The sequence below is a fragment of the Pelobacter propionicus DSM 2379 genome, from assembly GCF_000015045.1.
GTDB lineage: Bacteria > Desulfobacterota > Desulfuromonadia > Geobacterales > Pseudopelobacteraceae > Pseudopelobacter > Pseudopelobacter propionicus.
The window spans coordinates 2,577,499-2,600,364 of sequence record NC_008609.1 but is presented as its reverse complement, the minus strand read 5'-3'; the positions used below and the strand labels follow the sequence as shown (position 1 = coordinate 2,600,364).

Genomic DNA, 22,866 nt, shown 5'->3' with positions numbered 1-22,866 from the left:
GAGGAGAGGACACGATGATCAGGAGCATGACCGGCTACGGCAAGGGGGAGGCGCTTTCCGAGCAGGGGCGCTGCACAGTGGAGATCAGGTCAGTCAACCACCGCTACGGCGAAATTTCGGTGCGCATGCCGCGCGCCTTCATGGCCCTGGAGAATGAGGTCAAGAAGGCGCTGGCCTGTACCCTCAAGCGGGGCAAGATCGATGCCTATGTCCAGTGGGAGGAGGCTGGAGGTTGTGCCGCCCTGCCTGCCGCCGATCTGGTTCTTGCCAGAGGGTATGCCGAGCTGCTGCGTTCCCTTTCGCAGGAGTTGGGTCTGAAGGAAGAGCCCTCCCTGGGGCTGATCCTGGCCCAGAAGGGAGTGCTGGGGGAGGCCGTGGCAGGTCAGCCGGACCCGGATCAGTGCCTGGCCCAGCTCATGTCCGCCGTGCAGGGGGCCGTGGCTGCCATGGATGCCATGCGCCGGCGCGAGGGGGATGCGCTGCTGTGCGATCTGGCCTCCCGCCGGGGCCAGGTGGCCCAGTGGGTGCAGCGGATCAGCGAGCGTGCTCCCCAGGTGGTTGACGAGTACCGCCAGAAGCTCAAAATCCGTCTGGACCAACTGCTGGAGGGGACTGAGATGGATGCTGCCCGCCTGGCCCAGGAGGTGGCGCTGATGGCTGATCGCTGCGACGTGACCGAGGAGTTGGTGCGGCTTTCCAGCCACTTCACCCAGTTCGACGATGCGCTGGCTGCGGATGAGCCGGTGGGGCGCAAGCTGGATTTCCTGATGCAGGAGATGAACCGCGAGATCAATACCATCGGCTCCAAGTCCAGCGACGCCGAGGTGACATCCCTGGTGATCCGCATCAAGGCCGAGATGGAGAAGATGCGCGAGCAGGTGCAGAATGTGGAGTAGATGCAGGGATCGGGAGTGAGTGAGGAGTGAGGAACGGTGTCCTCGTCCCCAGTTACCAGTTGTTGGCCCCATAACAGGAAGGCATTCCATGAACCGCGAAGGTCTGATCATGATCATCTCCGCCCCCTCCGGGGCGGGCAAGACAACCCTCTGCCGCCGGCTGCGCCAGCGTTTCCCCGCCATGCGCGAGTCCATCAGCTTTTCCACCCGCCAACCGCGGCCGGGGGAGAAGGACGGAGAGGATTATTGCTTCGTCTCCCGGGACGAGTTCCAGGCCATGGTGACGCAGGGAGCCTTCGCCGAATGGGCCGAGGTGCATGGCAACCTGTACGGCACGGCGCTCAGGACTCTGGAGGAGGCGCGCGAAACGGGGACCGATCTGCTGCTGGATATCGATTGTCAGGGAGCCCTGTCCCTGAAGAAAAATTTCCCCGGCGGGGTGTACGTCTTTATCATCCCCCCCAGCATGGATGAACTGCGCCGCCGCCTTGAGGGGCGCTCGTCCGATGTGCCGGAGGTTATCGAGCGCCGCATCAGGCGCGCTTCCGACGAGATCAGGGAGGCGCGCTGGTATGACTACATCATCATCAACGACCGCATCGAGGAGGCCTTCGAGGAACTGTCGGCGGTGGTGCTGGCCCAGAGCCGGACGACCCCGCGCATGCTGGGGCGGGTGGCGAAATTGTTTGATATTTGACGGCGAATGGGGTAACAATGCTGTTCCAATCAACACGCAGCAGGAAGGAGTAATCGTATGGCACGGGTAACAGTTGAAGACTGCCTTGATAAAGTTGAGAACCGTTTCCTCCTGGTCATGCTGGCCTCCAAGCGGGTCAAGCAGCTCTACAAGGGGGCCAGGCCGCTGGTGGACCCCAAGAACAACCGTCTGGTGGTGACCTCCCTGCGGGAGATCGCTGCCGGCAAGGTCGGCTACGAGATGATCAAGAGACAACGCACCCAGCAGTAACCGCTCAACCGGGAGAAGCCCGTCATCGCGACAGGCTTCTCCTTTTTTTTCCTTCCCCTGCTGTATCCACCACATTCTTGTCAGGCGACTAACGGCACATGATCAGGCTCAACGACATCCTCGACAAGGTGGCGTCCTATAACCCCACCGCCGACCTGAACCTCATCCGCAAGGCCTACGTCTACTGCGCCAAGGTCCATCAGGGCCAGACCCGCCTGTCGGGCGAACCGTACATCATTCACCCCATGGAAGTGGCCGGTCTGCTGGCCGAGCTGCGTCTGGACGTGGCCAGCGTCATCACCGGCTTTCTGCACGATACCATCGAGGATACCCTGACCACCGCCGAGGAGCTGACCTCCCTGTTCGGCGATGAGGTCGCCACCCTGGTGGATGGCGTCACCAAAATTAGCAAGATCCATTTCAAGACCAAGGCCGAGAGCCAGGCCGAAAATTTCCGCAAGATGCTGCTGGCCATGTCCATCGACATCCGCGTGATCCTGGTCAAACTGGCCGACCGTCTCCACAACATGCGTACCCTGGAGTTTCAGCCCGAGCTGAAGCAGCGTTCCATCGCCCAGGAGACCATGGACATCTATGCCCCCATCGCCAATCGGCTGGGTATCTCCTGGATCAAGGTGGAGCTGGAGGATCTCTCCTTCCGCTACCTCAATCCGGAGATCTATTTCGATCTGGCGCGCAAGATCTCCCTGAAGAAGCGGGAGCGAGAGGCCTATGTGTCCGAGGCCAAGACCGTCATCGCCGACAAGCTGGGGCAGCACGGCATCAAGGGAGAGGTCTCGGGGCGCAGCAAGCATCTCTACTCCATTTACCGCAAAATGCTGGCGCGCAACGTTGAGTTGGACGAAATCTACGACCTGATCGCCCTGCGCATCCTGGTGGACGACGTGCGCGACTGCTACGAGGTGCTGGGGGTGATCCACTCGGCCTGGAAGCCGATCCCGGGGCGCTTCAAGGATTACATCGCCATGCCCAAGGGGAACATGTACCAGTCGCTGCACACGACGGTGATCGGGCCCCACGGCGACCGCATGGAGGTGCAGATCCGCACCCACGAGATGCACAACGTAGCCGATGCCGGCATCGCGGCCCACTGGAAGTACAAGGAAGGCAAGGGGTACGACGAGAGGGACGTGAAGCGCTTCTCCTGGCTGCGCCAGCTCCTGGAGTGGCAGCAGGAGCTGCAGGACTCCCGTGAGTTCATGGATTCGGTCAAGGTGGAGCTGTTCCCTGAGGAGGTCTACGTCTTTACCCCCCAGGGGGATGTGAAACCGTTCCCGCGGGGGTCGACACCCATCGATTTCGCCTATGCGGTGCACTCCGATGTGGGGCACCGCTGCGTGGGGGCCAAGGTCAACGGCAAGCTGGTGCCGCTGAAGTACGAGCTGAAGAACGGCGACATCGTGGAGGTGATTACTTCCCCCCACCACACCCCCAGCAAGGACTGGCTCAAGATCGTCAAGAGCTCCCGTGCCCGCAACCGAATCCGGGCCTGGATCAAGACCGAGGAGCGCAAACACAGCATCGTGCTGGGCAGGGAAATCTGCGAGAAGGATTTCCGCAAATATTCGGTGAACCTGCAGAAGATCCAGAAGAGCGGTGATTTCAAACGCATCGCCGGCGAATTCGGTTTCGCCGGTGATGATGACCTGCTGGCCGCGGTGGGGTATGGCAGGATAACCCCCAACCAGATCATCGGCAGGCTGCTGCCGGAGGGGAAACTCCAGGAAAGGACGGAGCGCAAGGAGTCGCGCCTGAGTGCGGCCATCAATAAGCTCAGGGGCAAGACCACCTCCGAGGCGGTGGAGATCAGCGGCGTGGATGACGTGCTGGTCCGCTTCGGCAAGTGCTGCAACCCGGTGCCGGGGGACGAGATCATCGGCTTCATCACCCGCGGCAAGGGGGTGACGGTGCATACGGCCGACTGTAAGTTCGCCCTTGAGAGCGATCCGGAGCGGCGCATAGACGTGACCTGGAACCAGAGCAAAACCAGTGGCCTGCCGGTCAGGATTCGCGTGGTCTGCCATGACGTTAAGGGGATTCTTGCCAACATTTCCCTGGCCATCGCCAACAGCGAGGCAAATATCGTCAGTGCAATGATCCAAAGCACGGTGGACAAGCGGGGCGAGAACATCTTCGAGGTGAGCGTGGTCGACCTGGCTCACCTGCAACGGGTTATGAACGCCCTGATGAAGGTCAAGGGTGTAATTACGGTGGAAAGGATGAAAAATTGAAACTGGACGTGATATCGACGGATAAGGCGCCCGCAGCCATAGGACCCTATTCCCAGGCGGTGCGACTGGGGGATATTCTCTTCTGTTCCGGCCAGATACCGCTGGACCCGGCCACGGGCCAGGTGGTGGGTGGTGACGTGTCCGCGCAGGCAGTCCGGGTGATGGAGAACATCTCCGCCGTGCTGGCCGTTGCCGATCGCGGGTTCGACGACGTGATCAAGACCACCATCTTTCTGACTGACATGGCCGACTTTGCGGTGGTGAACGAGGTCTACGGCCGCTACTTCAGCGGTCACAAACCGGCCCGCTCCACGGTGGCGGTCAATGGGCTGCCCCGGGGGGTGCTGCTGGAGATCGAGGTGGTTGCCAGGGGGTGAGAGGCGGTATTCTGGTTCAAGGTTGAAAAAAAAGAGCCGCGGGCACCGAAGGTGCCGCGGCTCAGACAACTGCGAACTTTGAACCCCGAACCGCTTTTTACAGCGCCTTGGTGACGTGACCGGAGCGGATGCAGCGGGTGCAGACCTTGATTGTCTTGACGCTGCCGTTTCTGACCGCCTTTATCTTCTGCAGGTTGGGATACCATACGGTACGGGTTTTGTTGTTGGCATGGCTTACGTTGTTGCCGAAGCTGGGACCTTTACCACATATTGCGCATATTCTTGACATAGAGTTATTCCCTCCGTTAATTTCTCAAAAAGTTTCTATACCAAATCGGGGGGTCGCTTGCAAGAAAAACTTTCGGAGCGTGCATGAATATCATCAAGGGTGTGATCACCCTGCTCTTCCTGGTGCTGGTCGTGGTCGCAGTGCTGTTCATCGATTTTACGTACAAGACGTTCTCCTATCACCAGCGCGAGGTGAGGGCTGATGCCATTGTGGTGCTGGCCGGCGGCAAGGGGAGGGTGGACGAAGGGGTGCGGCTCTTCCGCCAGGGGAAGGGGCACTGGCTCTTTTTCATCGGCGTTGACCCCACGGTGCGTCGCTCCGACCTGTACCGCCCCCGGCCGGGAGACCCGCCCGCCTCGGGGGTGATTCTCGAAAAGGCGTCGCGCAATACCCTGGAAAACGCAGTGTATGGCCGAGACGTGATCATGGAGCGGAACGTGCGCTCCATACTGTTGATCACCTCCCGCTATCACATGAAGCGGGCCTCTATCCTGCTACGCAACGCGCTGCCCAAGGATGTGGCCATCTACCCCTACCCGGTGGACACGGCCAACCTGAAGGAGGCCTGGTGGAGCCACCGATCCAGTTTTCATCTGCTCTTCGGAGAATTCTATAAATATTGCATGTTCCGCGCCTTTTTCCTGTTGGCGCCGGGCGAGCTGCGCCGTGACCTGGGTTGAGGTGCTTTCATATTTTTCCAAACCGTGCTAAACTGCCGCTTCTTAATCTATCCTGAAAGGAATACGTGATGCGTTATATAAGCACCCGCGGCGGTATTCAGCCGATCAACTTCAAGGACGCCGTCATGATGGGATTGGCAACCGACGGCGGCCTGCTCCTACCTGAATCATACCCCCAGATCAGCCGTCAGGAGCTGGATCAGTGGCGTTCCCTTTCTTATCCTGACTTGGCCTTGCGGATCATCTCCCCCTTCGTGGACGACATACCGGTCGACGACCTTAAGGGGTTGATCCAGCGCTCCTACGCTACCTTCAACCATCCCCAGGTGACGCCGGTTGTACACAGGGATGGCGTCCATATCCTGGAGCTGTTCCACGGCGTGACCCTGGCTTTCAAGGATGTGGCCCTGCAACTTTTGGGTAATCTGTTCGAGTATATCCTGGCGGAGCGGGGAGAACGGCTCAACATCCTGGGCGCCACCTCGGGTGACACAGGGAGCGCCGCTATCCATGGGGTGCGCGGCAAGAAGGGGATAACCATCTTCATCCTGCACCCCCACGGCAAGACCTCACCAGTGCAGGCGCTGCAGATGATCACTGTCGGTGACGCAAACGTGCACAATATTGCCATCCGCGGCACCTTCGACGACTGCCAGAACATGGTAAAGGCTCTGTTCAACGACCTCCAGTTCAAGGAGAAGTACTCCCTGGGCGCGGTCAACTCCATCAACTGGGCCCGCGTCCTGGCCCAGGTGGTGTACTACTTCTATGCCTGGCTACGGGTGACCGACGAGGGTGACCGGCCGGTCTGCTTCTCTGTTCCCACCGGTAACTTCGGTGACATCTTTGCCGGCTACGTGGCCAAGCGCATGGGGCTCCCCATGGGACGTCTGCTTTTGGCGACCAACGAGAACAACATCCTGACCCGTTTCGTCAGGGATGGCGACTACTCCCTGGCCAACGTTGTCGCCACCGTCTCCCCCTCAATGGACATCCAGTTGGCTTCCAACTTTGAACGTTACCTGTTTCATCTGTATGACCAGGATCCGGGCCGAGTGCGGGCTGCCTTTGCCGAGTTGAGGGAGTGTGGGCGCATCAGTTTTACCCCGGCCGAGATGGAGCAGGTTCGGGCGGATTTTTGTTCCGCCACGGTGGACCAGGCCGCTACCTTGGAGACCATCGGCAGCTTCAACCGGGAAACCGGCTATCTGTTGGACCCGCACACCGCCGTGGGGGTGCGGGCTGCTCTGGACCTGCTCCCCTCTGATGCGGCCCGCGTCTGTCTGGCAACTGCCCATCCGGCCAAGTTTGGAGAAGCCGTGGAAAAGGCGGTGGGGACGCCCGCTCCGGTTCCTGGTTCCATTGCGGCCCTGGCCGGCATGGAGACACGCTGTACCGTAATGGATGCCGATCTGGAGAAAGTGCGCCAGTTCGTTGTTGAGCATGTGGCGTAAACGGGTATAAGGGTGGTGTCAGTTGTGCGGTAGTCGCAGTCGTATGCATCGGTACTGTAAATTACTGTTGACAAAAGCACGATCTCTTGGCATGTATACAAGTCCAAACGCGGGAATAACTCAGTGGTAGAGTGTCAGCTTCCCAAGCTGAAGGTCGCGGGTTCGAATCCCGTTTCCCGCTCCATAACAAAAACAAGAGGTTAGCTAGATCGGCTAACCTCTTTTTTTGTGTCAAAAATGGCCCGTGTTGTAGTTGGTGTTGTAATAAAAATATGAAATCTGTAAACCGGCGTGTGGTTTGTGTAACGCGGCGCTCTGTTTGGCATTTGTAGGCGCTCTGTTTGGCATCGATTTAAAAAAACGTGTCAGTTGTTTGACAGAAAGGCCACTCACCGTCCGGTAAGTGGCCTTTCTGTTTGCCCGATTGGCGGCACATAGCCGGAGTCTCTCGGGCTGTGCCCCTGGCAAACCATGGCGAAAGACCAGCGCCGCCTCACCTTCCATTAAAGCGGCGCTCCTGGAACTCCCCTATGGTCTGCCTATCTCGGGGAGTTCCAGGCATGAACCGTTCTACAGGGGAACTCCGGCGACGGTTTGCCGTTCTCGTTCCAGGGCTGCCCATTGCGTGGGGTTTTCATCCCTCGCATCAAAGATGAACCCGTCCGCATTTTTGGTAATATCGAGGATACGGTAAGCGTTTGCAGTGGCATTGAGTATGCTTTTTTCCCGCCCGTGGGATGTTTCCGCAACAAGAGTGTCGAGGGCAGCAACCCGCCGGAACCTTTCAGCCAGCAATTTTCCAGCCGTTATAAAGTCACTGTAAGCCGTCTGTAATTCCGATTTGAAACGGAATATGAGCATTTCATCAAGGTCTGTTCTTTCCGCTCTTACCACCTTCTCGGCTTCAGCTCGGCGTCGTTCCAGTCCGGCTATTGCCTGCTCCGCGTTCCTGGCTTGATTGGTCAATTCCGAACAGCTCTGCTCATACTCCTTGATCTTGGCTTCAATGGTCTCCAGTCTTTTGGCTACGTTCTTGCCGGTAGCTGCATCCGCCAAGAGGTCTTCTTTCTGCCTAAGAAGATCAGTGGGGCCTGAAACATTGTCGGCTGCCATGATGAATGAGCGCTGATATTCGATGGTGCTGTCCAGGGAAGAAACGGTGCCCTCGGCAGCAAGAAGCTTTGCGGTCTGCTCCTTGATCTCGGCCAACGTAATGCTGTGGTCGAACCGTTCAAGTTCCTGCTGTCGCTGATCCCGTTCCTTCAGAAGATTATCCCGCTCCTGCTGCCCGTCACGCATTTGTTTGACCAGCTCATCATATCGGACTTGCGCGACATCACGCTGTGCGCCGGACTTTTCGGTGACCAGAGAATCAAGATGGTTTTTGGCATCAGCAATTCCCCTGCTCAAGGTCGTCAGATTGGAAAGCTGGTGGTCCGACAAGCGGGTCTCGATTGCCGCAATTCGGGCTACAAGTTGGCGTTTTTGGGTAATTCGTTCCATGGCGTTTAGGGTTTCCTGCATGCTGTTACTCCTTCGTGTGTTGTCACAACTGGTTTAAAATAGCTTCACTTTTCTTTTTTTTGTAATCGGAGGGAGAGATTCCCATCGCCCAACAAATTTCTATTTCCTCATCAGACAATTTTTCGCTTACAGCGTCCATAGCCGCCCCTCGTTTGGTCACTTGGTCTTTTCTTTTCTGAATATCATGCAAAGGAATGCCCATAAGTTCGGCAATTTGGGCCTCAAGTGCTTCAAGGTTTTTGTTTTGCCGATTCAGTCCCGTGGATTGTTCACGGGCCGCCGTTACCAAGTAGTCAAGGGGAGACACCCCGGTTAATTTACACACCCGCAGTTCATCGTTGCTCAACCCCATGGACGCGCCCGGCCGCTGGCTGTTCACCGAAATGGGCGCGTAGCTTGTTGCACGGCTGGCGTTTGCCGCGATGTATTCATGTACATCGAGCCCCATTTTTTCGATGATTTTCAGCTCTTCTCTCCCCAATCCATGGGCCGATGGCGGCTCGTAGCTGTTCGCTGCCACCAAAGGGGGCCGGGACAGGTTGTCAGCGTTCGCCTGAATATAGGCGTGAGGGTCGATTCCCATCATGTTGCATATCTTCGTGTCTTGGGCGGACAAAGTATGGGGCGCAGGAACCGGCGGAGAATAGACGCTGTTTGCGGCAAAGGGGTAATGCGGCAAGGATGTATCCACCCTGTTCAGCGCTTGAAGAAAAAGGTTTGGCCGGTTGGTAAGTCCGGCGGAGACAAGTTTGACAATGCTCATTGTGGAGCGGTCATAGGTGAATACCGGGGAAATATACCGGTATATCTTGGACTCGATCAGCTCCCGGCCTTGGTTGTTCCATTCGACGGTTCCCCAAACTGCCCCGTAGGGGTTCTGGTAGAGTTTGAGTATCCAGCCCACAGCCGGGGCGGGGTCGCCATTGGGGGCCTTTTGATGTGTCGAATGCTCCAAGTCAATCGGCAATTTCACGCCGTTCTGGTCAAAATAACTGATGATTGTACGCGGCTGATCGTTCAGCCAGCTTCGCCCGTCCCGCCCTATTATCTGCCCTTCACGCGGTATCAGTTCAATTTCGGTGGGGGCCTTGCCTGTTGCATCCCTGTTTAGCTCCAGGGTGTAGTCCTGATTCAGTAAATCCATGGTGGTCATTCCTTTCGATCTGACGTTGACTTCCCTGTTGCTATTGTCCGTGCCTGCTCCACCGCATCGGCGGCGGTCATGAGCAGGCCGTAGACTTCCTCGTTTGGCTGACCCCTGCGATACGGGGGAGCCGCGTCCAGGATGCTCTTTTTCAAGCGAGAGAGCGTCATTGCGGAACGTTTTTGACGTGGACTGATTTCACCTTGTTCCTTAATGATATTTCCTACCCATGCGGAAGTCGTTCCGAAGTTTTCCGCGATTGTGCTGACTGGCGTTCCCGCCCGGTATTGGCTGATAATTTGTCGTTTTTTTTCAGAAACTTTGTCACGCATACCTTTTGAAACGTATACGTACTGTTGTCCAAAACGCGCGGTAAGAATGGAGATGAAACCGCCTGCCGCTTGGGCTGCGTCTTTCGGTCTCACGCCGTGAATTATCAGCATCCGGGCAACCTCAATGACGATTGCTTGAATGTCGCCTTTCTGCTTTGTGGGCGCGGTTTTCCCGGCAGTGGTCTTGATGATCTGATAAATCCGCATCATTGAAAGGCCGTGCCGTTTAGCAAGGTCTTCAATGGATTCGCCGTTATTAACCTCTTCTCGGATATTGACTTTTCTTTCACACGGCCCAGAGGGTATGTAAATCTGAATGCCACCGATAATGCACCGCAACCGCTCCACAAAAGCATCAGCTCCACGACGTGCCGTTTTTGCATCCTCTCCGTGACGCTCAAGCAGGGCGACCGCTTCGAGGATGAGAAATTCAACCAATTTGCCATTTTTTCCATGAGTCAAGGCATCACCCCCTTTGCCGCCAATATCCGGTTGGTTTCGTATGTCTTCGACGTTCTCCAGCCACACGAGAAACAGCGATACACATCGTCATCAATAATACCGTCGTGCCGTTCCAGGGCGTTGAGCATGTACCCCCCACAGCGGCGACAGCGCCCGATATAGACCGGAACGGATTGCCGTCTTTCTGGCGGATCGTCGAGGTAGACCACGCGCCGCTGTTCCCCCCGTTCTTCATCCTCATCCTCGCTGCCTTCATCGCCGAACAGCTCGGAAAGCAGTTCTTCCATTTCCACGTCATCCATCACCGTCGCGCCGATCCGCGCGGGCGGTTCGACGTCAATCCCCTTGACGAGCGCATCGTCAGCAAGGTCCGCGACGGGCGGCCCGTCAACAACCTCGGGAAAACATGTATCCGGGATTATTTCTGGCTGGTGCTCCGGGACCGGCCCGGCCTGGTCGTCCAGACCGTCGCAGAAGCGACAACGATTATCCCCGCATGCCTGGTCGGAGCGTTGCTTGTTTTCAGCACAAGCGGTATGTGTGATGGTGGCCCTCATCCGCTGGCAGTAGGCGACAGCGTTTGCCGCCAGCCATGCGGCGTAAGGGTCAGGAGCGGGTTGTATCATGGCGAGCTGTTGCACGGGCGGCCCCTGGTGGCGGCAAGAAACAAAGTGTTTTACTTCCTGCCCCAGTCCTACCAATTTCACCGTTAAAAAGCTGATAAACGAGTTTACTAAATGCAGGGGAGGGACTACGGGAGGGGAGATGCGCACCGCCATATTGGGCGGTGCGCGCCGGGAGTGAAGGCTATTTTAGGTGGGCTTATAGATGGCTTATTGATTGGTAAAATCGCAGGTTGTTGCGGAAAGCGAAGCGCCGCAGCGCTCGCAGTCGCCGTGCAGGTACAGGCTTTTGACGGCCTTGAGGTAGACCGCCTTTCGGTTGCCCTGTTTCGTGACGTAGCCGTGGGTTTCCAACCGACGGAGAGCCGCCCGGATTGCCCGGTATGACGCGCCGGGGGTAACGGTGGTAATCTCCTCGGCGGTTGCCTGGCGGAAGATTTCAAGGCTGATCCAGATGGAGCGATACAGTTCCAGGGGGGTGCGTCGTCTGGTTTCAGGATTCATCGTTTCTCCGCTCATGGTACATCCAGCATGGTTTCACCGGGGATGATCTCAGCGGGGCTTGTTCTGATTGTCTCCAGATAGCCCCAATAATTTGAACTGGCATTGTGGAAGCTTGGGCGCATGCCCACTGTGGGTGATTCGAGGCGACCGCAGGAGGATAGGCCGAACAGCAGGGCCATGAGAACACATGCAAGAATCTTCAATGATTCGCTCCTTTTCGTTTCGGCCCTTGGCCGATTTCTTTCAGAAAGTCATAAAGGTCGTAGCCGATAAAAAACCATTCCCGTACAAACTGAAGCAGGAGACCAGCCATCAGAAACGGCAACCCGGCGGCTACTTCAAGGCAACAGAACAGGAACCGCCATGCCTGGCAATAGCGGTCATACAAAGTGAGCGGGGTTTTCCGTGCCATGCTGTTCATTCCTCCACTTTCGATCTTCTCCGGAGTCCCCCCGGATATAGAAAAGGGCGAGGCATCTACCCCGCCCTTGTTGCTCCACCTAACAATCAATTCTCAGGGCAATAGAAGTCTATTGGCAGCAGTGGCTTACCGTAGTCATCAACAACCGTCAATTCAGGTTCATCGTAATCGCTCCAATCAAGCACATCTGCCAAGTCCAATAGCTCAGATATTGGACTAAAGCTTTGGCATTCCATCTTTTTTTCTGGAGTAAGTTTCAATTTTTCCCAGGCGTCACGAGTCATTTCTACAATTTGGTCGTATTTCACGACACATGAAGTCTGTATCCGTACTTTCACCTTTTCACTCATGTTTCCCCCCAAAGGATGATGCTAAATCCAACTGCTTCCACAGCCCTATCATTGACCCGCGCAGTAGCTGCTTACCCCGAAATAGCATTTAACTGGCGTTTAACTCTTCGCTCACAGGCCTCGTGGCTGCTACCCCATACACGCCTCCGTCTTGATACCCCCAAACCCCTCAGCGGGCTTTTTTCGGCTTCGCTTCTTCCCCGCCACCCTCCTTGTGGTGTTTCATGACGTTCAAGGCATTGATGACCCACCCCGCCATCTGATCGTCCAAGAAACGGAGGTCGGAGACCTTGGCAATCCTCAGAAGGAAGCGCCGCAGGGCGCGGGCACGGGCCGCCGGGTCGGGAACATCGCTGATGTCTGTCCACATTGCCTCGATCTTGCGGAGCTGCGCCGCCGATGCCATGCCGGGGCGGTTGTCCAGTTCGTCAAAGCGCTTCGGCGTGCCGGCTTCGGCCCTGGCACGGGCGGCGGCCCGCTCCCGGCTGTATCGCTCCTGGTCCGTTTTGTGCGCCAGTTCCTGAAGTTCATCAATGAAAGACTTGGCTTGTGCCAGGGTCAAGTCTTTGCAGGTGGTGACACCGAAACGGCTTTCCAGCGCCGCCCGGTAGTTTTCGTCAGACACCCCCAGAATGTGAAGTTGGGTGTGTATCCGTTTGATCTGGGCCGCCGTTATCGGCCTTGCCGTTCTTTTCGCGTGTGCCATTTTTTCGCTCTCCTCTCTGCTTGGTTGCTGATCTATCTTGCCAACACTTACCCCCCGGAAGCTCCCGTAATATGGCGCTCCTTAAGTAGCTTTTGCTCATTGGTTTAATGGACATTTACAATTACCCCCGACAGCCATTCAGCACCATGCGGCAGGCGGCACAGGTCGCCCGTCGCGCCGCCCTGCGCCGGATCAAAGTTGTCTCCAGCCTGGTCAAAGCGTCAATCAACTCGCGAATGATCTTCATGCCATCACCTCCCCATGGTTGAGCATCTGGTGAACGAGCTTTTCGAAAAGGCTGGTCCGCTCCATGCGGGTTATTGCCACGACACGCCCGACAATCAAGGGCTTCAACACTTCGGATGCGCAGGCCTCGTTTCCATAGTGCGGGTTGTCGCAGATGACGTTCACGGCATTGTCGCCGACCGGTTGCAACCGTTTGAATTGGTCGGAGCCACCGAAGTGGAGCATGAAGACTCCCTCGTTTATGTTGCGGACTTCGGTGTCTATCACCACTACGTCACCGCTATAGATGTGCGGCTCCATGCAGTCGCTTTCACAGATACGGCGCAAGAAGCGACCTTCGGGCGGAGTGTGAGTAAAACCTGTATGTTTTGCAATTCCCGGTAGATTCATTTTCTCCCCTCCTGGTTCACATCCTGCTGTCTGGCTATCTTTTGCAGGTAGCGATGAATTGAACTTTCAGACGGCGCGCGCTTCGCGCCGAACGTTGTAATAAGCATCTGTCGGATTTGGCCGATGGTCCGGTATTCGTCCCCCAGACGGTGAAGAAAGGCTTTCATCTCCAGGTCGCTGTCAATGATGCCGACCTGTCCGGAGGGCTTCCGGCGAAGGTAGGGGTTGACGGTGGGGCATGGCTGGTCGAACTCTTCCCGTCCCGGCGCATGATGTTCAAGAACGCTTGTCATGGCACGGGCAAGTATCGCCAAGGCTTCACGCTGGCTCAACCCCTGCAACGAGGCCACGATAAGACCGGCCTGTCTGGTTGTTTCTTCCGGTGTCATCACAGTACCCCCCTTTCCTTGCAGTCTTTGCAAGCCGCATAGAGTTGAACCCGGCGCGGATTCGTCGCCGCGAAGGGCAGCTTTCGCTTTTCGGCGCACACTCCCAGGAGGATGCTACCCAGCACCGGACAGGCAACGAGGGTTGTTCCAAAGACCTCTTCAACCCTTTGTAAAATACCGTCCGGGTTGGCCTGGTACGCACCGGAAAGAATCTGACTCACGGCACTGTCGCTCTTGCCGATCCGCCGGGCAACTTCGGCCTGACCATGCTTGAGGCACATTTCCGCAAGGAGCTGCAACCGTTTTTTTCTGGTCATCATGGCAAGGCTCCCGTTTCCCGTGGCAATAGCCCCCGGTTTTGTCTCACAGTCTGAATTTCAATCTGTTCTTCTGTTTCTTTCCCGGTTTGTCTTTCTGTTTCAGATTCTTTTTTGTGGCGGCCCTTCAAAAGAACCGGCATGGTCGGGCCGGTGTTTTTAACAAGTTGATAGCCCTGGTATTCCCCGGCATAGCCCCGGCGCACCTTGCCAATCTTGCCGACGTACCCTTCCTTGTGCAGTCTGCTGACGTAGCTTTGCACGTTGGCGGTAGTAGCGCCTTCCACCACCCGGCACAGGTCGGGGATGGTGAAGCGGGTCATGATCCTCATTGCACTCCATATTCGCTGCCTCATGCAGGGGCGGGCGATGAAATTCCTCATTACCTGTTTTCCTCCCCGCTACCGTTTTTACTCCGTCGCGAGAATGACGGCTGATCGTAGTACAGCGGCTTATTCCCCCAGGCGGCGCAATCCATCACTGTCAGACCGCTTGTCTTTGCCTGCTTTTCGATCTTCGTCAGGCCGATGATTACCCGCCCGATGTTGGCGTTGCATTCCTTGTGCAGGTGGATGGCCAAATCACTGCTTATCTCCACTTCGCAGCATTCGCGGGCAACTGTTTTCACGTCCTCCAGGTCAAGCCCCTTGAACTCAACCCATTGCGTGATTCTGCGTGCAATTCGGGCATTCGTTTTGATTTTTTTGGCGATATCCTCCATGCCGATCATGATCACCGGGCAGCCGGAGAGGTCGTAGATGTCCCGCAGGGCGTCCACCATGTCAAATTGCCGAAAGCAGTAATCAGCCTCGTCGATAAAAATGGGACGCGGGGTGCAGTTGTCCTTTTTCAGCTCGTACACGATGAACTCAATCATGTCCTTCCGCCTCAATTTGCGGTCTCCGCCCAGCTCCCGGCAGAGGTCGCCCAGCATGCTGGTAACGGTCCAGCAGCCCACGGCCCGGACATAGATGCCGTTGAACTGATCGCACACACGGGCAACCGCCGTGCTCTTGCCTTCGCCGGGTGCGCCCCAGAGCAAGCCCATCCCTTCCGTTCCCATGGGTCGGGAAAGGAGATCGTCAACGGCTTGCATGAACTTGCGCATGTTTTTGGTTGTTGCCATTACGTGTCTCATGGTATTTTTCCTCCTGGTAATGTCCCCATCGCACGGGGTGTCTCAAAGGCCGCTGGTGTTGGTAGCACCGGCGGCTTTTTCCATTGGTTGCAGCTTGTTTTCAGGTTTAAACCTCCCTTCGCAATACCGATCTGACTTGAACAGCCCTACATGCCCCCGGCCTGTGTATGAGGCGTCTTTGTCATCGGCCCACTGTGTTTCGTATGCCGAGGCCAGCCCCTCCCGCTGCCGTTCCCTGACATCGTTATAAAACTCATGCTCGTCTTTGAAGTACTTGGGGGCGGCCAACTGCGCCTGTCGTTTCTGCTCTTCCCGTGCCTCGTAATCGATGGTTGCCTGGTCTAGTTCCATGACCAGCGGCCTGATTTCCAGGGTTTTTCGGTCGAGTTCGGCATTCATCATGTCGAGCTGCTTTTCCTTGTTCTTCACGCGGCGGCTGTGTCGCTGCATGGTTGCCTGTTCCACTTCCGGCACCGGACGGGCATGAACCCGGTTGCCGTTCCACCGCGCCTCGCAGATGAAGTTTTCGTCAGCATCGAACACGGTGACGGTGTGCGCATTGTTGATGTCGTAAGACACAACAACCTGCTGGCCGTGGTATTCGTCCAGTTCGTGGGAGTGATAGCTGTTGCCGTTCAGGGTGAACTTTTGCCGCTTGACGGTAACGGTGGCATGAGGAGCAAAGAGCTTGTGCAGCATCACGTCATCAGGATGGACCGGCTCAAACCCTTGCGCCACGTAATCAGCCCAGCATTCGAAAGGGGACATGTGACGGCTGACCGCCGGGCCGTCCGGGTTGTCCGGCAGCGAGGCAACGATCTTCTGCAAGGCCTTGTGCGGGGTGCTGTTGTACTCCAGGGCAACCCGGTCCAGGAATTCCAGGAATTCGGGCCAGGACATGAGCAAATCCGAGGTTTTGGGAACCATCCCCAGTTTTCCGGCTTTTTTGACCTCTTTCAGGTCCGCCTCCAAGCGGTCGTACACCTTGCGCCGGGCGCCCCGATCCATGTCCTTTGTGGTGCAGGTTACAAGGCTCTTGGCCGCCCGTATCCAGATGGTTTGATTGCTCCGTTCGATTGCCCCGTGGCCCTGGGGATTGCCGCCTCGCTTCGGCGGGATGAAGGTGGTGCCGATCCGCGCGAACAGCCCGATATAGTCATCACTGTTCACCTTGGCCATGTTCCCGGCCCCCCGGTCTGCTTCCAGGATGGCGGGAACGCCGCCCCAGGGTTTGTTCTCGTTGACGGTGCAGGCGTGGCGGTAGGCATCGCCAACGGTTTGGTTGCTCTCGGCCAATCCGGCGGACCAACCGGCGAGAACCTTTGTCGTCATGCAGATCACGCCGCAGATTTCCGGGTGGAAGTGCGCCCCGGTGACGGGGTGCGCCACGTAGGCCTTGAAGCTGTGGCCGTCAATCTGGCAGATGGACATGGGGGCGAAACCGGAGGCGTCACGCTCCACGTATCCCAGAAGGCTGTTGTATTCGGCCCCGGTCCGGCGGCCCTTCTCGCTATGGACGACCGGCACTTTCTTCATGACGCGGCGGACTTGATCGTATGACGGGCGCGCGATGTCCGGCGGCATGGTGCGACTGATCTGTCGCCACGCCTCCTGCATGGAAGGTTTTTGCGGGCGGCGGTATTCGTCCAGGAAGTACGGCACCCAGCTTGGAACGCAGACCGGCAAGGCCGTATGTTCGGCGGTACCGGGCGCGTAATCCCGCAGCCATTCAACAAGATCGTTGCGCGGCATCCGATCCCCCTTGACCGGCGCAAGGGCGTTCTGTTTCCTGCCGGTTTTCTGGTAGGTATTCCACCAGCGCATCAGAGTGCGCAGCGACAGGCCGCGCTCTGTCCCCTTGCGGTCATTGGCCACCTTGGCGATGTTGACCAGTCGTTTGTCAGCGCAGTCGTTGATGGCGTCGATTATCTCGCGGGCGGCCTGCATGACCTTCTTGCCCGGCCCTCTGTTTTCGAGCATCAGCAGGAGCTGGAAGCGGGCGGTGATGATCCTTTCCTGTTTGCCGTTCAGCTCCAGCGTGTCCGGAACGGTCAAGGACTTGGGCGCAACGACAGGAAGGTTCGCGGCGGCTACGGCGGGCAGGGACGGCTGTTCCGGCACTGCAAGCATGATGTCGAACCACTTGATTCGGATGGCCACAGGCACGGCGGGGTCGGCAATGTTGATCTGCCAGATTTTGCCGCCACGGCCTAAAGGGCGGCCATCCTCCTGGGTAGCCGTGACCTGGCGTGCGGATTCGAATTTGCCCCTTTGAATAGCTTTTTTTATTAATGCCATTTTTTTGACAAGATCATCTGTCGTTGCATCGGCTGGGAGCCATGCTGTTGCCAAAGTTTTGACATCGATATAATGCTCTTCATCGTAGTTCATTGGGTAACCATTCGTAATTTCAGCGTTTTGAAATTTGTCCCTTAGACTTTTTTTGTCCTTTAGAAATGTCCCTTGGAAAACGTTTCTAAAGGACATTTTTCGGCGTTCTGTTTGGCAACGATTTGTGGTTTTTCGCAGCGGAAGCGGCAGCATTCTTCCGTCATCGTTACCAGCTTCTTAACGGTGTGCGGCTTCAACATGGCTCTTCTCCGATTTGATGAGTTCTTCGATGTAGCCCATGACACGGCGACTTTTTTTTCTGCCATTGATCACATCGCAGACAGTCCCAGATGTCACATTCAATTCTCTGGCAATATCCGCCTGCTTTTTGCCCATTTGCAGGAGCGCAACCTTGATTTTGATTGCCCTGGAAGATGCCATTTGTTAATCTCCTTCCGCGCTCAGTCTTATAAATACGCTTTTAGCACCAGAGTGCGAAGCAGTCAATAAAAAAGTGCGAATAAACTGCTTTTAGGGGTGGTTTTTGGTTTTGTTATATGCTGGTCTACGGGGTGAGGTTAATGAAATTAGACGGTTTTTCAGATAGATTGAAGTTGGCAATTGGTAATCAGTCCACCAATTCTTTTTCCAAAAAGTGCGAATTAACGGAAAGCCTTTTGCGCAAATATTTGTCTGGGTCATCGCTTCCGGGGCTTGATAAATTGATAGCCATTGCAGATGCCGCTGATGTTGAAATTAAATGGCTTGCTACTGGTGAAGGGGAAATGAGGAGGGGAGGAGTATTGTCTGATACTCAGAGGAATAATAATCTCAATAAAGATACTTGTAATATTTTAGAAAAAATAAATAGCGTGGAATTATACAGGGCTATTGTTAAAACGACACACGAGTACATCAAGGATTTAGAGCTTAGACCAGCCAAGGAAGAAAAAATAATTATAGTATTAATAACGTACCTTGCTTTTTCTAAAGAAATAATACCTGAAACTGGTAAGTTTAAAGTTGATACCGAGGAAATAAAAAAGTTTATTAGATTGCTATGTGTAATGGAAAAAACCGTTATAGGGACTTTGAGTGACTTAAACCTAGACAATATGTACAATATACTATCTCACATTATGGGCTTGGTTACTGAAAACGCTTTTCACAACAAAATTGAGATGTAATAAACTGTATGTAACCTAAACTTCTAAAACTAAAAACACTTACCCGCGACATAAATACCGCCTGGCACAACCCCCGGCACACTAAAAATCACACCTCGCTGAATACGTTTGGGTGGAATAAAGACCAATTCTATAATTTTGTGTATAATTTTGTGCATGAAAAACTTGGCAAGCGGATCACCTCCACCAAGCAGCTCGGGGGGCGTGACCTGGACAAGATCGCGGGTGTCGTCATCCGGTTGCCTAAGAAATAATTTAGAGTCAAACAGACCGCCGCGTCTCCTTGAATCCCCCGATTCTGTGCCAAACAGACCGCCTCGTCAAAAAATCGTCAATGTTTCGTTCTTCGACTACGAGTCTCCGCGAACGCCCGCAAACAAAGGCCTTCCCGATATATCCCCTCTCGATAGCCTATATCCCGCATCCTTTGCCCACAGTGCCAAAGCCAGCGCCTCCTGACATCTGCTTGCTTGCGTGTCCCATCAAAGCAACAAGACGGTTCCGATCGCAGTCGATAGCCAAGGCCCAAGCAGCAAAGGTGTGCCGGGTGGAGTAGGGCTTGCGGTAAGAAACTCCTGACACTTTCATGGCCGGGACCCATACCCGTCTTTGAAACAGCTCTGCCGAGAAGTTACTGCCGTTCTCCATGGTAAAAAGATATCCTCTCCGGGCCGTTTTTAGGGCATGGTCGAGGATCTCACCGATTGCCCCGGTTATGGGAATCCTCCTTTCCCGGTAACTGGTTTTCAAGTCATCCTTTTCGACCTTCCTGACAATCGACTCTTCGATGTACAGATGGCCATCCCGGATGTGCCGTGGCTTGAGAGCGGCTATCTCGCTCGCCATGAGCCCGGTCAGGACCATCAGTTTCGCCACCGGCCGGTAATTGGCATCCATGCCGGCGAGAAGCTCCTGCCACTCATGGAAGCGGAAGACCTCCACCTTCTTTTTCCCCTTCTTGGGGAGATGCTTTTTGATGGCCATCATGGGATCGAAGATCATCCAGCGATGCGCAACCACCGCATCGGTCCAGATCGTCCTGAAAATCTGGAGGATGTTCACCATGGTTGACCGGGCCAAGGGCTGCCCGACTTTTTTCCCCTCCCGGTGATTCAAGGTGGCTATGAACTCCTGCAACGTCACACCGGTGATGTGGTGGAAGGTCATGTCACCGAAGAACGGTAACAGCCAGTAATCGATCACTGATTGGAAGTCCTTCTTTTTCGTCGCAGATGGATAGTTTACCCAGAGCGTTGCGTACCATTTCGCAACGTACGCCTTGAACGTGACCGCCTTCGGGGTAGGGGAGTACTCCCCCTTTTCCAGCCGGGTGTGAAATTCCTTCTCCGACTCGCTGGCGCCGGGAAAGAGCCTGGCAAACTCAAGTGTTCCTTCCCGTTTCATCTCAAGAATTTTTTCCAGCATGGCCTCTGCCTTGTGGCGGTTTGCCAAGGTGTCATCGAGGCCGGTGCTCTTCTCGATGCGAACGCCATGATAATGGAAATCAAGGTAGAGCTTTTTCGAACCGCTCTTCTTGGCGATGCGTCCCTCGTTTTTCGGTTTGTCAAAGAGCTGCAAATCAACTGCTGCCGATAATCCTGCCATGTGAAACCCCCGTATTCTCTCCCCAGGGGTTTCCGTCCGGGGAGGAGTATAGCTCTCAGATGGTATTCTTTCAATGCTCCAGGTAATCAGAATTCAGGGCGCAGCGGTTCCGGCCGCCCTTGCCCTTGCGTACAAGCTTTGGTACTTGCTTGTTTTCGGTTTTCGTCTGGGCAAGCAGATGGATCAGGAGTTCCTCTGACCAGAGGATCCTGACCACCCGGTCAATGCGCAAGAAATGTCGACCCGGCTCCAGCCGTCCCGCCGCGATCCAGGTGTAGGCCGTGCTGCGGCTGATACGCATCAGCTGCGCAAACTCGTCAATTGTAATCATGTGCGGCAATGTAGACACGACCGGCCCCAGAACATGGAAATGTGCCTTCTACCTATAAAGATCAGGACCCCGTCCGGGTATCTCCCGATTTCCCGGAAAAATCTGCTTTCTCCCCCCAAAAAAATGCAAAACGGCCGGACAGATCGCCTGCTGCGATCTGTCCGGCCGTTTTGACTTAGAAAAATATATTTGCTGGAGTGTTTTTTCGTATCGTACTGTATCGTATCGCCGATACGATACAGTACGATACCGCCACAGATTCCATGTCTCCAAAACGCAAAAAGCCCCCCAGCGACGAAGATAACTGCCGTGGGGGGGCGACCTGTCTAGCTATTTAGCTTTTCGCATAACTGCCCAACGACCTGTGGTTGCCATGGCCGAGTTCACGGTTGATTTGGGTTTTGGTCGCTCCTTCCGCCAAGCGCCGCTGGGCGTGCATGTTGGCTTTTACCGCGCGGGTTCCACCCAGTCGATGCCATTCCTTGCTCTCGGCCTTCATGGCGTCTTTCAAGTTGTATTCTGGCGGAATGGGGCGACCGTTGGCATTGCTCAGCACTTTTGCCGTTTCCGCAACCCGAGCCAGGGCGCTCCTCTGCGCCTGGGTACGGATCTCCAGTTCGCGGGGACGGCCGCCTTTTGCACCCAGCACCTGGAGATACTGTTTACCGTCCCTGACCGTGACCTTCGCTGGTGTCAAGAGCGCCTCTTCCTGCCGCAGTCCGAAGGCATCGCGCATGACGGCGCTGGCGCTCATCATCATGCTGATCCGGTCGCCGTTGGCCGCTTTTTCGTCCAACTGCAGCTGGATATCAGCGATTTTGTCGTGGTTCACATTCAGGGGATTCTGGCGGGGAACACCGCCGAAACCATACGTGGCATTGTCTTTAGCGACAATGCCCCCCTTTCCGATGGCCTGGCACAGGTCGCGGACATACGCCATGTAGTTCGCCCCGGTGCGGGCAGAGATGTTCTGCTCGCGGAGGTTGTCGGCGTATGCCTGGACGTGGCCCGGCTTCAGGTTCTCGATGCGCTCAAGACCGAACTTCTGCTGCACGAATTCAGCAAACCGCTGGATGGTCTGCAGCTTGGCCTCGCGCGTTCCCTTACCCACACTCCAATCCTTCCCCACTTTCTCCAATGCTTGACACGATAATGGTTTTATACGTATTTCTCCTTAATATTTTTATGTTGCCGCTATGTATAAGATTCCTGGGCTGTCCGGGGGGGGGGGCAAAAAAAACGGCCCGGCGAAAAAACTCACTTCGCCGGGCCGTTTTTTTTTCTTTGCTTATTCAGTCTTGGGACATTTTGTGCTCCAAAAACAAAAACCCCCCAGCGGCCAAAAAATCAGGCCGTGGGGGGCGATCTATCACTATGCATTTATTTAGGCTGCGGCACGGGGCAAAACCTGGATATTCACCGTTTCATTGCGTATTCCGAATCGTTATTTCCAAAAACACACCACCACCCGACTCGGCACACATTTGAATAATATTTTCACATCTCCTTTCCCTTTGGGCCGATCGAGGCGGCGGAACTTAGTTGAGTGCAGGCAATCAGGCAGCAGGCGCTGCCCCCAGGACTGATCCGGTACCGAAGTATTCGGTCAGCTCTGGCTCCTCTCCAACTATACGCACTATGCCGGTGGCTGCGTGCGTATCTGCCCTGCGGGCAGAGGAGGGGCGATTATTCAGATTGCTCGAGGGCAATCGCTCGAATGGGGTGGGAAATTTTTGATCATCGGAAGGTCATTTTTTTATGAGTATATAAAAGTCAACAACGCCGTACGCTTACGTTCGGCGTCACTTTTAAGAAAAGTGACGCCTTGATCAAATATTTCACTGTGAGCTTGACGTTGGAATGGCCTCCGGCCAGCGCCTGTCGGCGCAAAACCGGAGTACAGGGGGAAATGACGAGCTCGGAACGGAACCATGAATCACTCGGCATTCTC

30 protein-coding genes and 1 tRNA gene are annotated in these 22,866 nt (G+C 55.7%); 9 read left to right on the top strand and 22 right to left on the bottom strand.

Features of this window, described 5'->3' with window-relative positions:
• The first annotated feature begins 14 nt into the window (after nucleotides 1–14).
• The 5 genes from PPRO_RS11885 (at nucleotide 15) to PPRO_RS11865 (ending at nucleotide 4,492) form a co-directional block, all read left to right on the top strand.
• On the top strand, nucleotides 15–896 hold the full coding sequence (locus tag PPRO_RS11885; RefSeq protein WP_011736264.1) for a YicC/YloC family endoribonuclease: 882 nt from the start codon (nucleotides 15–17) through the stop codon (nucleotides 894–896).
• A gap of 88 nt (nucleotides 897–984) precedes the next feature.
• On the top strand, nucleotides 985–1,593 hold the full coding sequence (gmk, locus tag PPRO_RS11880; protein WP_011736263.1) for a guanylate kinase: 609 nt from the start codon (nucleotides 985–987) through the stop codon (nucleotides 1,591–1,593).
• Nucleotides 1,594–1,650: 57 nt separating this feature from the next.
• A complete protein-coding gene (gene rpoZ / locus PPRO_RS11875) occupies nucleotides 1,651–1,863 on the top strand; it encodes a DNA-directed RNA polymerase subunit omega (RefSeq protein WP_011736262.1) in 213 nt (70 codons plus the stop codon).
• Nucleotides 1,864–1,961: 98 nt separating this feature from the next.
• Nucleotides 1,962–4,115 carry a RelA/SpoT family protein gene (locus PPRO_RS11870; RefSeq protein ID WP_011736261.1) on the top strand — a complete coding sequence of 718 codons (2,154 nt, stop codon included), beginning with the start codon at nucleotides 1,962–1,964 and terminating at the stop codon, nucleotides 4,113–4,115.
• A complete protein-coding gene (locus tag PPRO_RS11865) occupies nucleotides 4,112–4,492 on the top strand; it encodes a RidA family protein (protein ID WP_011736260.1) in 381 nt (126 codons plus the stop codon). The genes PPRO_RS11870 and PPRO_RS11865 overlap by 4 nt, the downstream gene beginning before the upstream one ends.
• A 97-nt stretch (nucleotides 4,493–4,589) precedes the next feature.
• On the opposite strand, the gene rpmB is transcribed toward PPRO_RS11865, so the two are convergent.
• On the bottom strand, nucleotides 4,590–4,781 hold the full coding sequence (gene rpmB, locus PPRO_RS11860; protein WP_011736259.1) for a 50S ribosomal protein L28: 192 nt from the start codon (nucleotides 4,779–4,781) through the stop codon (nucleotides 4,590–4,592).
• A gap of 83 nt (nucleotides 4,782–4,864) precedes the next feature.
• Here rpmB and PPRO_RS11855 point away from each other — a divergent pair, with 83 nt between their 5' ends.
• The 3 genes from PPRO_RS11855 to PPRO_RS11845 all read left to right on the top strand — a co-directional run bounded on the left by PPRO_RS11855 (nucleotide 4,865) and on the right by PPRO_RS11845 (nucleotide 7,099).
• Nucleotides 4,865–5,461, top strand: a complete 597-nt coding sequence (locus PPRO_RS11855; protein ID WP_011736258.1) for a YdcF family protein — start codon at nucleotides 4,865–4,867, stop codon at nucleotides 5,459–5,461.
• Between the two features lie 68 nt (nucleotides 5,462–5,529).
• The gene (thrC, locus tag PPRO_RS11850; protein WP_011736257.1) at nucleotides 5,530–6,915 is read left to right on the top strand and encodes a threonine synthase; all 1,386 of its coding nucleotides are present in this window, start codon (nucleotides 5,530–5,532) and stop codon (nucleotides 6,913–6,915) included.
• A gap of 109 nt (nucleotides 6,916–7,024) precedes the next feature.
• A tRNA-Gly gene (locus tag PPRO_RS11845) sits at nucleotides 7,025–7,099 on the top strand.
• A gap of 47 nt (nucleotides 7,100–7,146) precedes the next feature.
• Here the strand turns inward: PPRO_RS11845 and PPRO_RS20965 are convergent.
• The 18 genes from PPRO_RS20965 to PPRO_RS11770 form a co-directional block, all read right to left on the bottom strand.
• Nucleotides 7,147–7,419 carry a hypothetical protein gene (locus tag PPRO_RS20965; RefSeq protein ID WP_011736256.1) on the bottom strand — a complete coding sequence of 91 codons (273 nt, stop codon included), beginning with the start codon at nucleotides 7,417–7,419 and terminating at the stop codon, nucleotides 7,147–7,149.
• Nucleotides 7,420–7,485: 66 nt separating this feature from the next.
• A complete protein-coding gene (locus tag PPRO_RS11840) occupies nucleotides 7,486–8,439 on the bottom strand; it encodes a hypothetical protein (protein WP_011736255.1) in 954 nt (317 codons plus the stop codon).
• A gap of 22 nt (nucleotides 8,440–8,461) precedes the next feature.
• Nucleotides 8,462–9,583 (bottom strand): Mu-like prophage I protein-like, encoded by a 1,122-nt coding sequence (locus PPRO_RS19580; protein WP_011736254.1) that lies wholly within the window; start codon nucleotides 9,581–9,583, stop codon nucleotides 8,462–8,464.
• 5 nt (nucleotides 9,584–9,588) lie between these two features.
• A complete protein-coding gene (locus tag PPRO_RS11830) occupies nucleotides 9,589–10,377 on the bottom strand; it encodes a Mor transcription activator family protein (RefSeq protein ID WP_011736253.1) in 789 nt (262 codons plus the stop codon).
• The gene (locus tag PPRO_RS20960; protein WP_011736252.1) at nucleotides 10,374–11,018 is read right to left on the bottom strand and encodes a hypothetical protein; all 645 of its coding nucleotides are present in this window, start codon (nucleotides 11,016–11,018) and stop codon (nucleotides 10,374–10,376) included. The genes PPRO_RS11830 and PPRO_RS20960 overlap by 4 nt, the downstream gene beginning before the upstream one ends.
• A 192-nt stretch (nucleotides 11,019–11,210) precedes the next feature.
• Nucleotides 11,211–11,504 carry a hypothetical protein gene (locus tag PPRO_RS11820; RefSeq protein WP_011736251.1) on the bottom strand — a complete coding sequence of 98 codons (294 nt, stop codon included), beginning with the start codon at nucleotides 11,502–11,504 and terminating at the stop codon, nucleotides 11,211–11,213.
• Between the two features lie 11 nt (nucleotides 11,505–11,515).
• Nucleotides 11,516–11,707 carry a hypothetical protein gene (locus PPRO_RS20955; protein ID WP_157040004.1) on the bottom strand — a complete coding sequence of 64 codons (192 nt, stop codon included), beginning with the start codon at nucleotides 11,705–11,707 and terminating at the stop codon, nucleotides 11,516–11,518.
• The gene (locus PPRO_RS11815) at nucleotides 11,704–11,916 is read right to left on the bottom strand and encodes a hypothetical protein (protein ID WP_041532299.1); all 213 of its coding nucleotides are present in this window, start codon (nucleotides 11,914–11,916) and stop codon (nucleotides 11,704–11,706) included. Before PPRO_RS11815 ends, PPRO_RS20955 begins: the two co-directional genes overlap by 4 nt.
• A 95-nt stretch (nucleotides 11,917–12,011) precedes the next feature.
• Entirely contained in the window at nucleotides 12,012–12,275 is a 264-nt protein-coding gene (locus PPRO_RS11810; protein WP_041532298.1) for a hypothetical protein, read from the bottom strand.
• Between the two features lie 169 nt (nucleotides 12,276–12,444).
• Entirely contained in the window at nucleotides 12,445–12,981 is a 537-nt protein-coding gene (locus PPRO_RS11805) for a regulatory protein GemA (protein WP_011736248.1), read from the bottom strand.
• Between the two features lie 121 nt (nucleotides 12,982–13,102).
• Complete coding sequence (locus tag PPRO_RS21670) at nucleotides 13,103–13,228, bottom strand: hypothetical protein (protein WP_269634973.1); 126 nt, start codon at nucleotides 13,226–13,228, stop codon at nucleotides 13,103–13,105.
• Nucleotides 13,225–13,617, bottom strand: coding sequence for a S24 family peptidase (locus PPRO_RS11800; RefSeq protein WP_011736247.1), 393 nt, complete (start codon nucleotides 13,615–13,617; stop codon nucleotides 13,225–13,227). The genes PPRO_RS21670 and PPRO_RS11800 overlap by 4 nt, the downstream gene beginning before the upstream one ends.
• The gene (locus PPRO_RS11795; protein WP_041532297.1) at nucleotides 13,614–14,006 is read right to left on the bottom strand and encodes a hypothetical protein; all 393 of its coding nucleotides are present in this window, start codon (nucleotides 14,004–14,006) and stop codon (nucleotides 13,614–13,616) included. The genes PPRO_RS11800 and PPRO_RS11795 overlap by 4 nt, the downstream gene beginning before the upstream one ends.
• The gene (locus tag PPRO_RS11790) at nucleotides 14,006–14,326 is read right to left on the bottom strand and encodes a helix-turn-helix domain-containing protein (protein WP_011736245.1); all 321 of its coding nucleotides are present in this window, start codon (nucleotides 14,324–14,326) and stop codon (nucleotides 14,006–14,008) included. Before PPRO_RS11790 ends, PPRO_RS11795 begins: the two co-directional genes overlap by 1 nt.
• Entirely contained in the window at nucleotides 14,323–14,655 is a 333-nt protein-coding gene (locus PPRO_RS11785; RefSeq protein WP_157040002.1) for a hypothetical protein, read from the bottom strand. The genes PPRO_RS11790 and PPRO_RS11785 overlap by 4 nt, the downstream gene beginning before the upstream one ends.
• 50 nt (nucleotides 14,656–14,705) lie before the next feature.
• Nucleotides 14,706–15,461, bottom strand: a complete 756-nt coding sequence (locus tag PPRO_RS11780; protein ID WP_011736243.1) for an AAA family ATPase — start codon at nucleotides 15,459–15,461, stop codon at nucleotides 14,706–14,708.
• A 42-nt stretch (nucleotides 15,462–15,503) separates the two neighbouring features.
• Nucleotides 15,504–17,759, bottom strand: coding sequence for a Mu transposase C-terminal domain-containing protein (locus PPRO_RS11775; RefSeq protein ID WP_198138268.1), 2,256 nt, complete (start codon nucleotides 17,757–17,759; stop codon nucleotides 15,504–15,506).
• Between the two features lie 270 nt (nucleotides 17,760–18,029).
• Nucleotides 18,030–18,233, bottom strand: a complete 204-nt coding sequence (locus PPRO_RS11770) for a hypothetical protein (protein WP_041532295.1) — start codon at nucleotides 18,231–18,233, stop codon at nucleotides 18,030–18,032.
• Between the two features lie 140 nt (nucleotides 18,234–18,373).
• Between PPRO_RS11770 and PPRO_RS19575 the strand changes: the two genes are divergently transcribed.
• On the top strand, nucleotides 18,374–18,979 hold the full coding sequence (locus tag PPRO_RS19575; RefSeq protein WP_049759711.1) for a helix-turn-helix domain-containing protein: 606 nt from the start codon (nucleotides 18,374–18,376) through the stop codon (nucleotides 18,977–18,979).
• 411 nt (nucleotides 18,980–19,390) lie between these two features.
• Here PPRO_RS19575 and PPRO_RS11760 read toward each other — a convergent pair whose 3' ends face one another.
• The 3 genes from PPRO_RS11760 to PPRO_RS11750 form a co-directional block, all read right to left on the bottom strand.
• Complete coding sequence (locus PPRO_RS11760) at nucleotides 19,391–20,584, bottom strand: Arm DNA-binding domain-containing protein (protein WP_011736239.1); 1,194 nt, start codon at nucleotides 20,582–20,584, stop codon at nucleotides 19,391–19,393.
• Nucleotides 20,585–20,654: 70 nt separating this feature from the next.
• Nucleotides 20,655–20,933: a helix-turn-helix domain-containing protein gene (locus tag PPRO_RS11755; protein ID WP_011736238.1), complete on the bottom strand. Its 279-nt coding sequence runs from the start codon at nucleotides 20,931–20,933 to the stop codon at nucleotides 20,655–20,657.
• A gap of 316 nt (nucleotides 20,934–21,249) precedes the next feature.
• The gene (locus tag PPRO_RS11750) at nucleotides 21,250–22,044 is read right to left on the bottom strand and encodes a phage integrase N-terminal domain-containing protein (protein WP_269634972.1); all 795 of its coding nucleotides are present in this window, start codon (nucleotides 22,042–22,044) and stop codon (nucleotides 21,250–21,252) included.
• Nucleotides 22,045–22,866 lie beyond the last annotated feature (822 nt).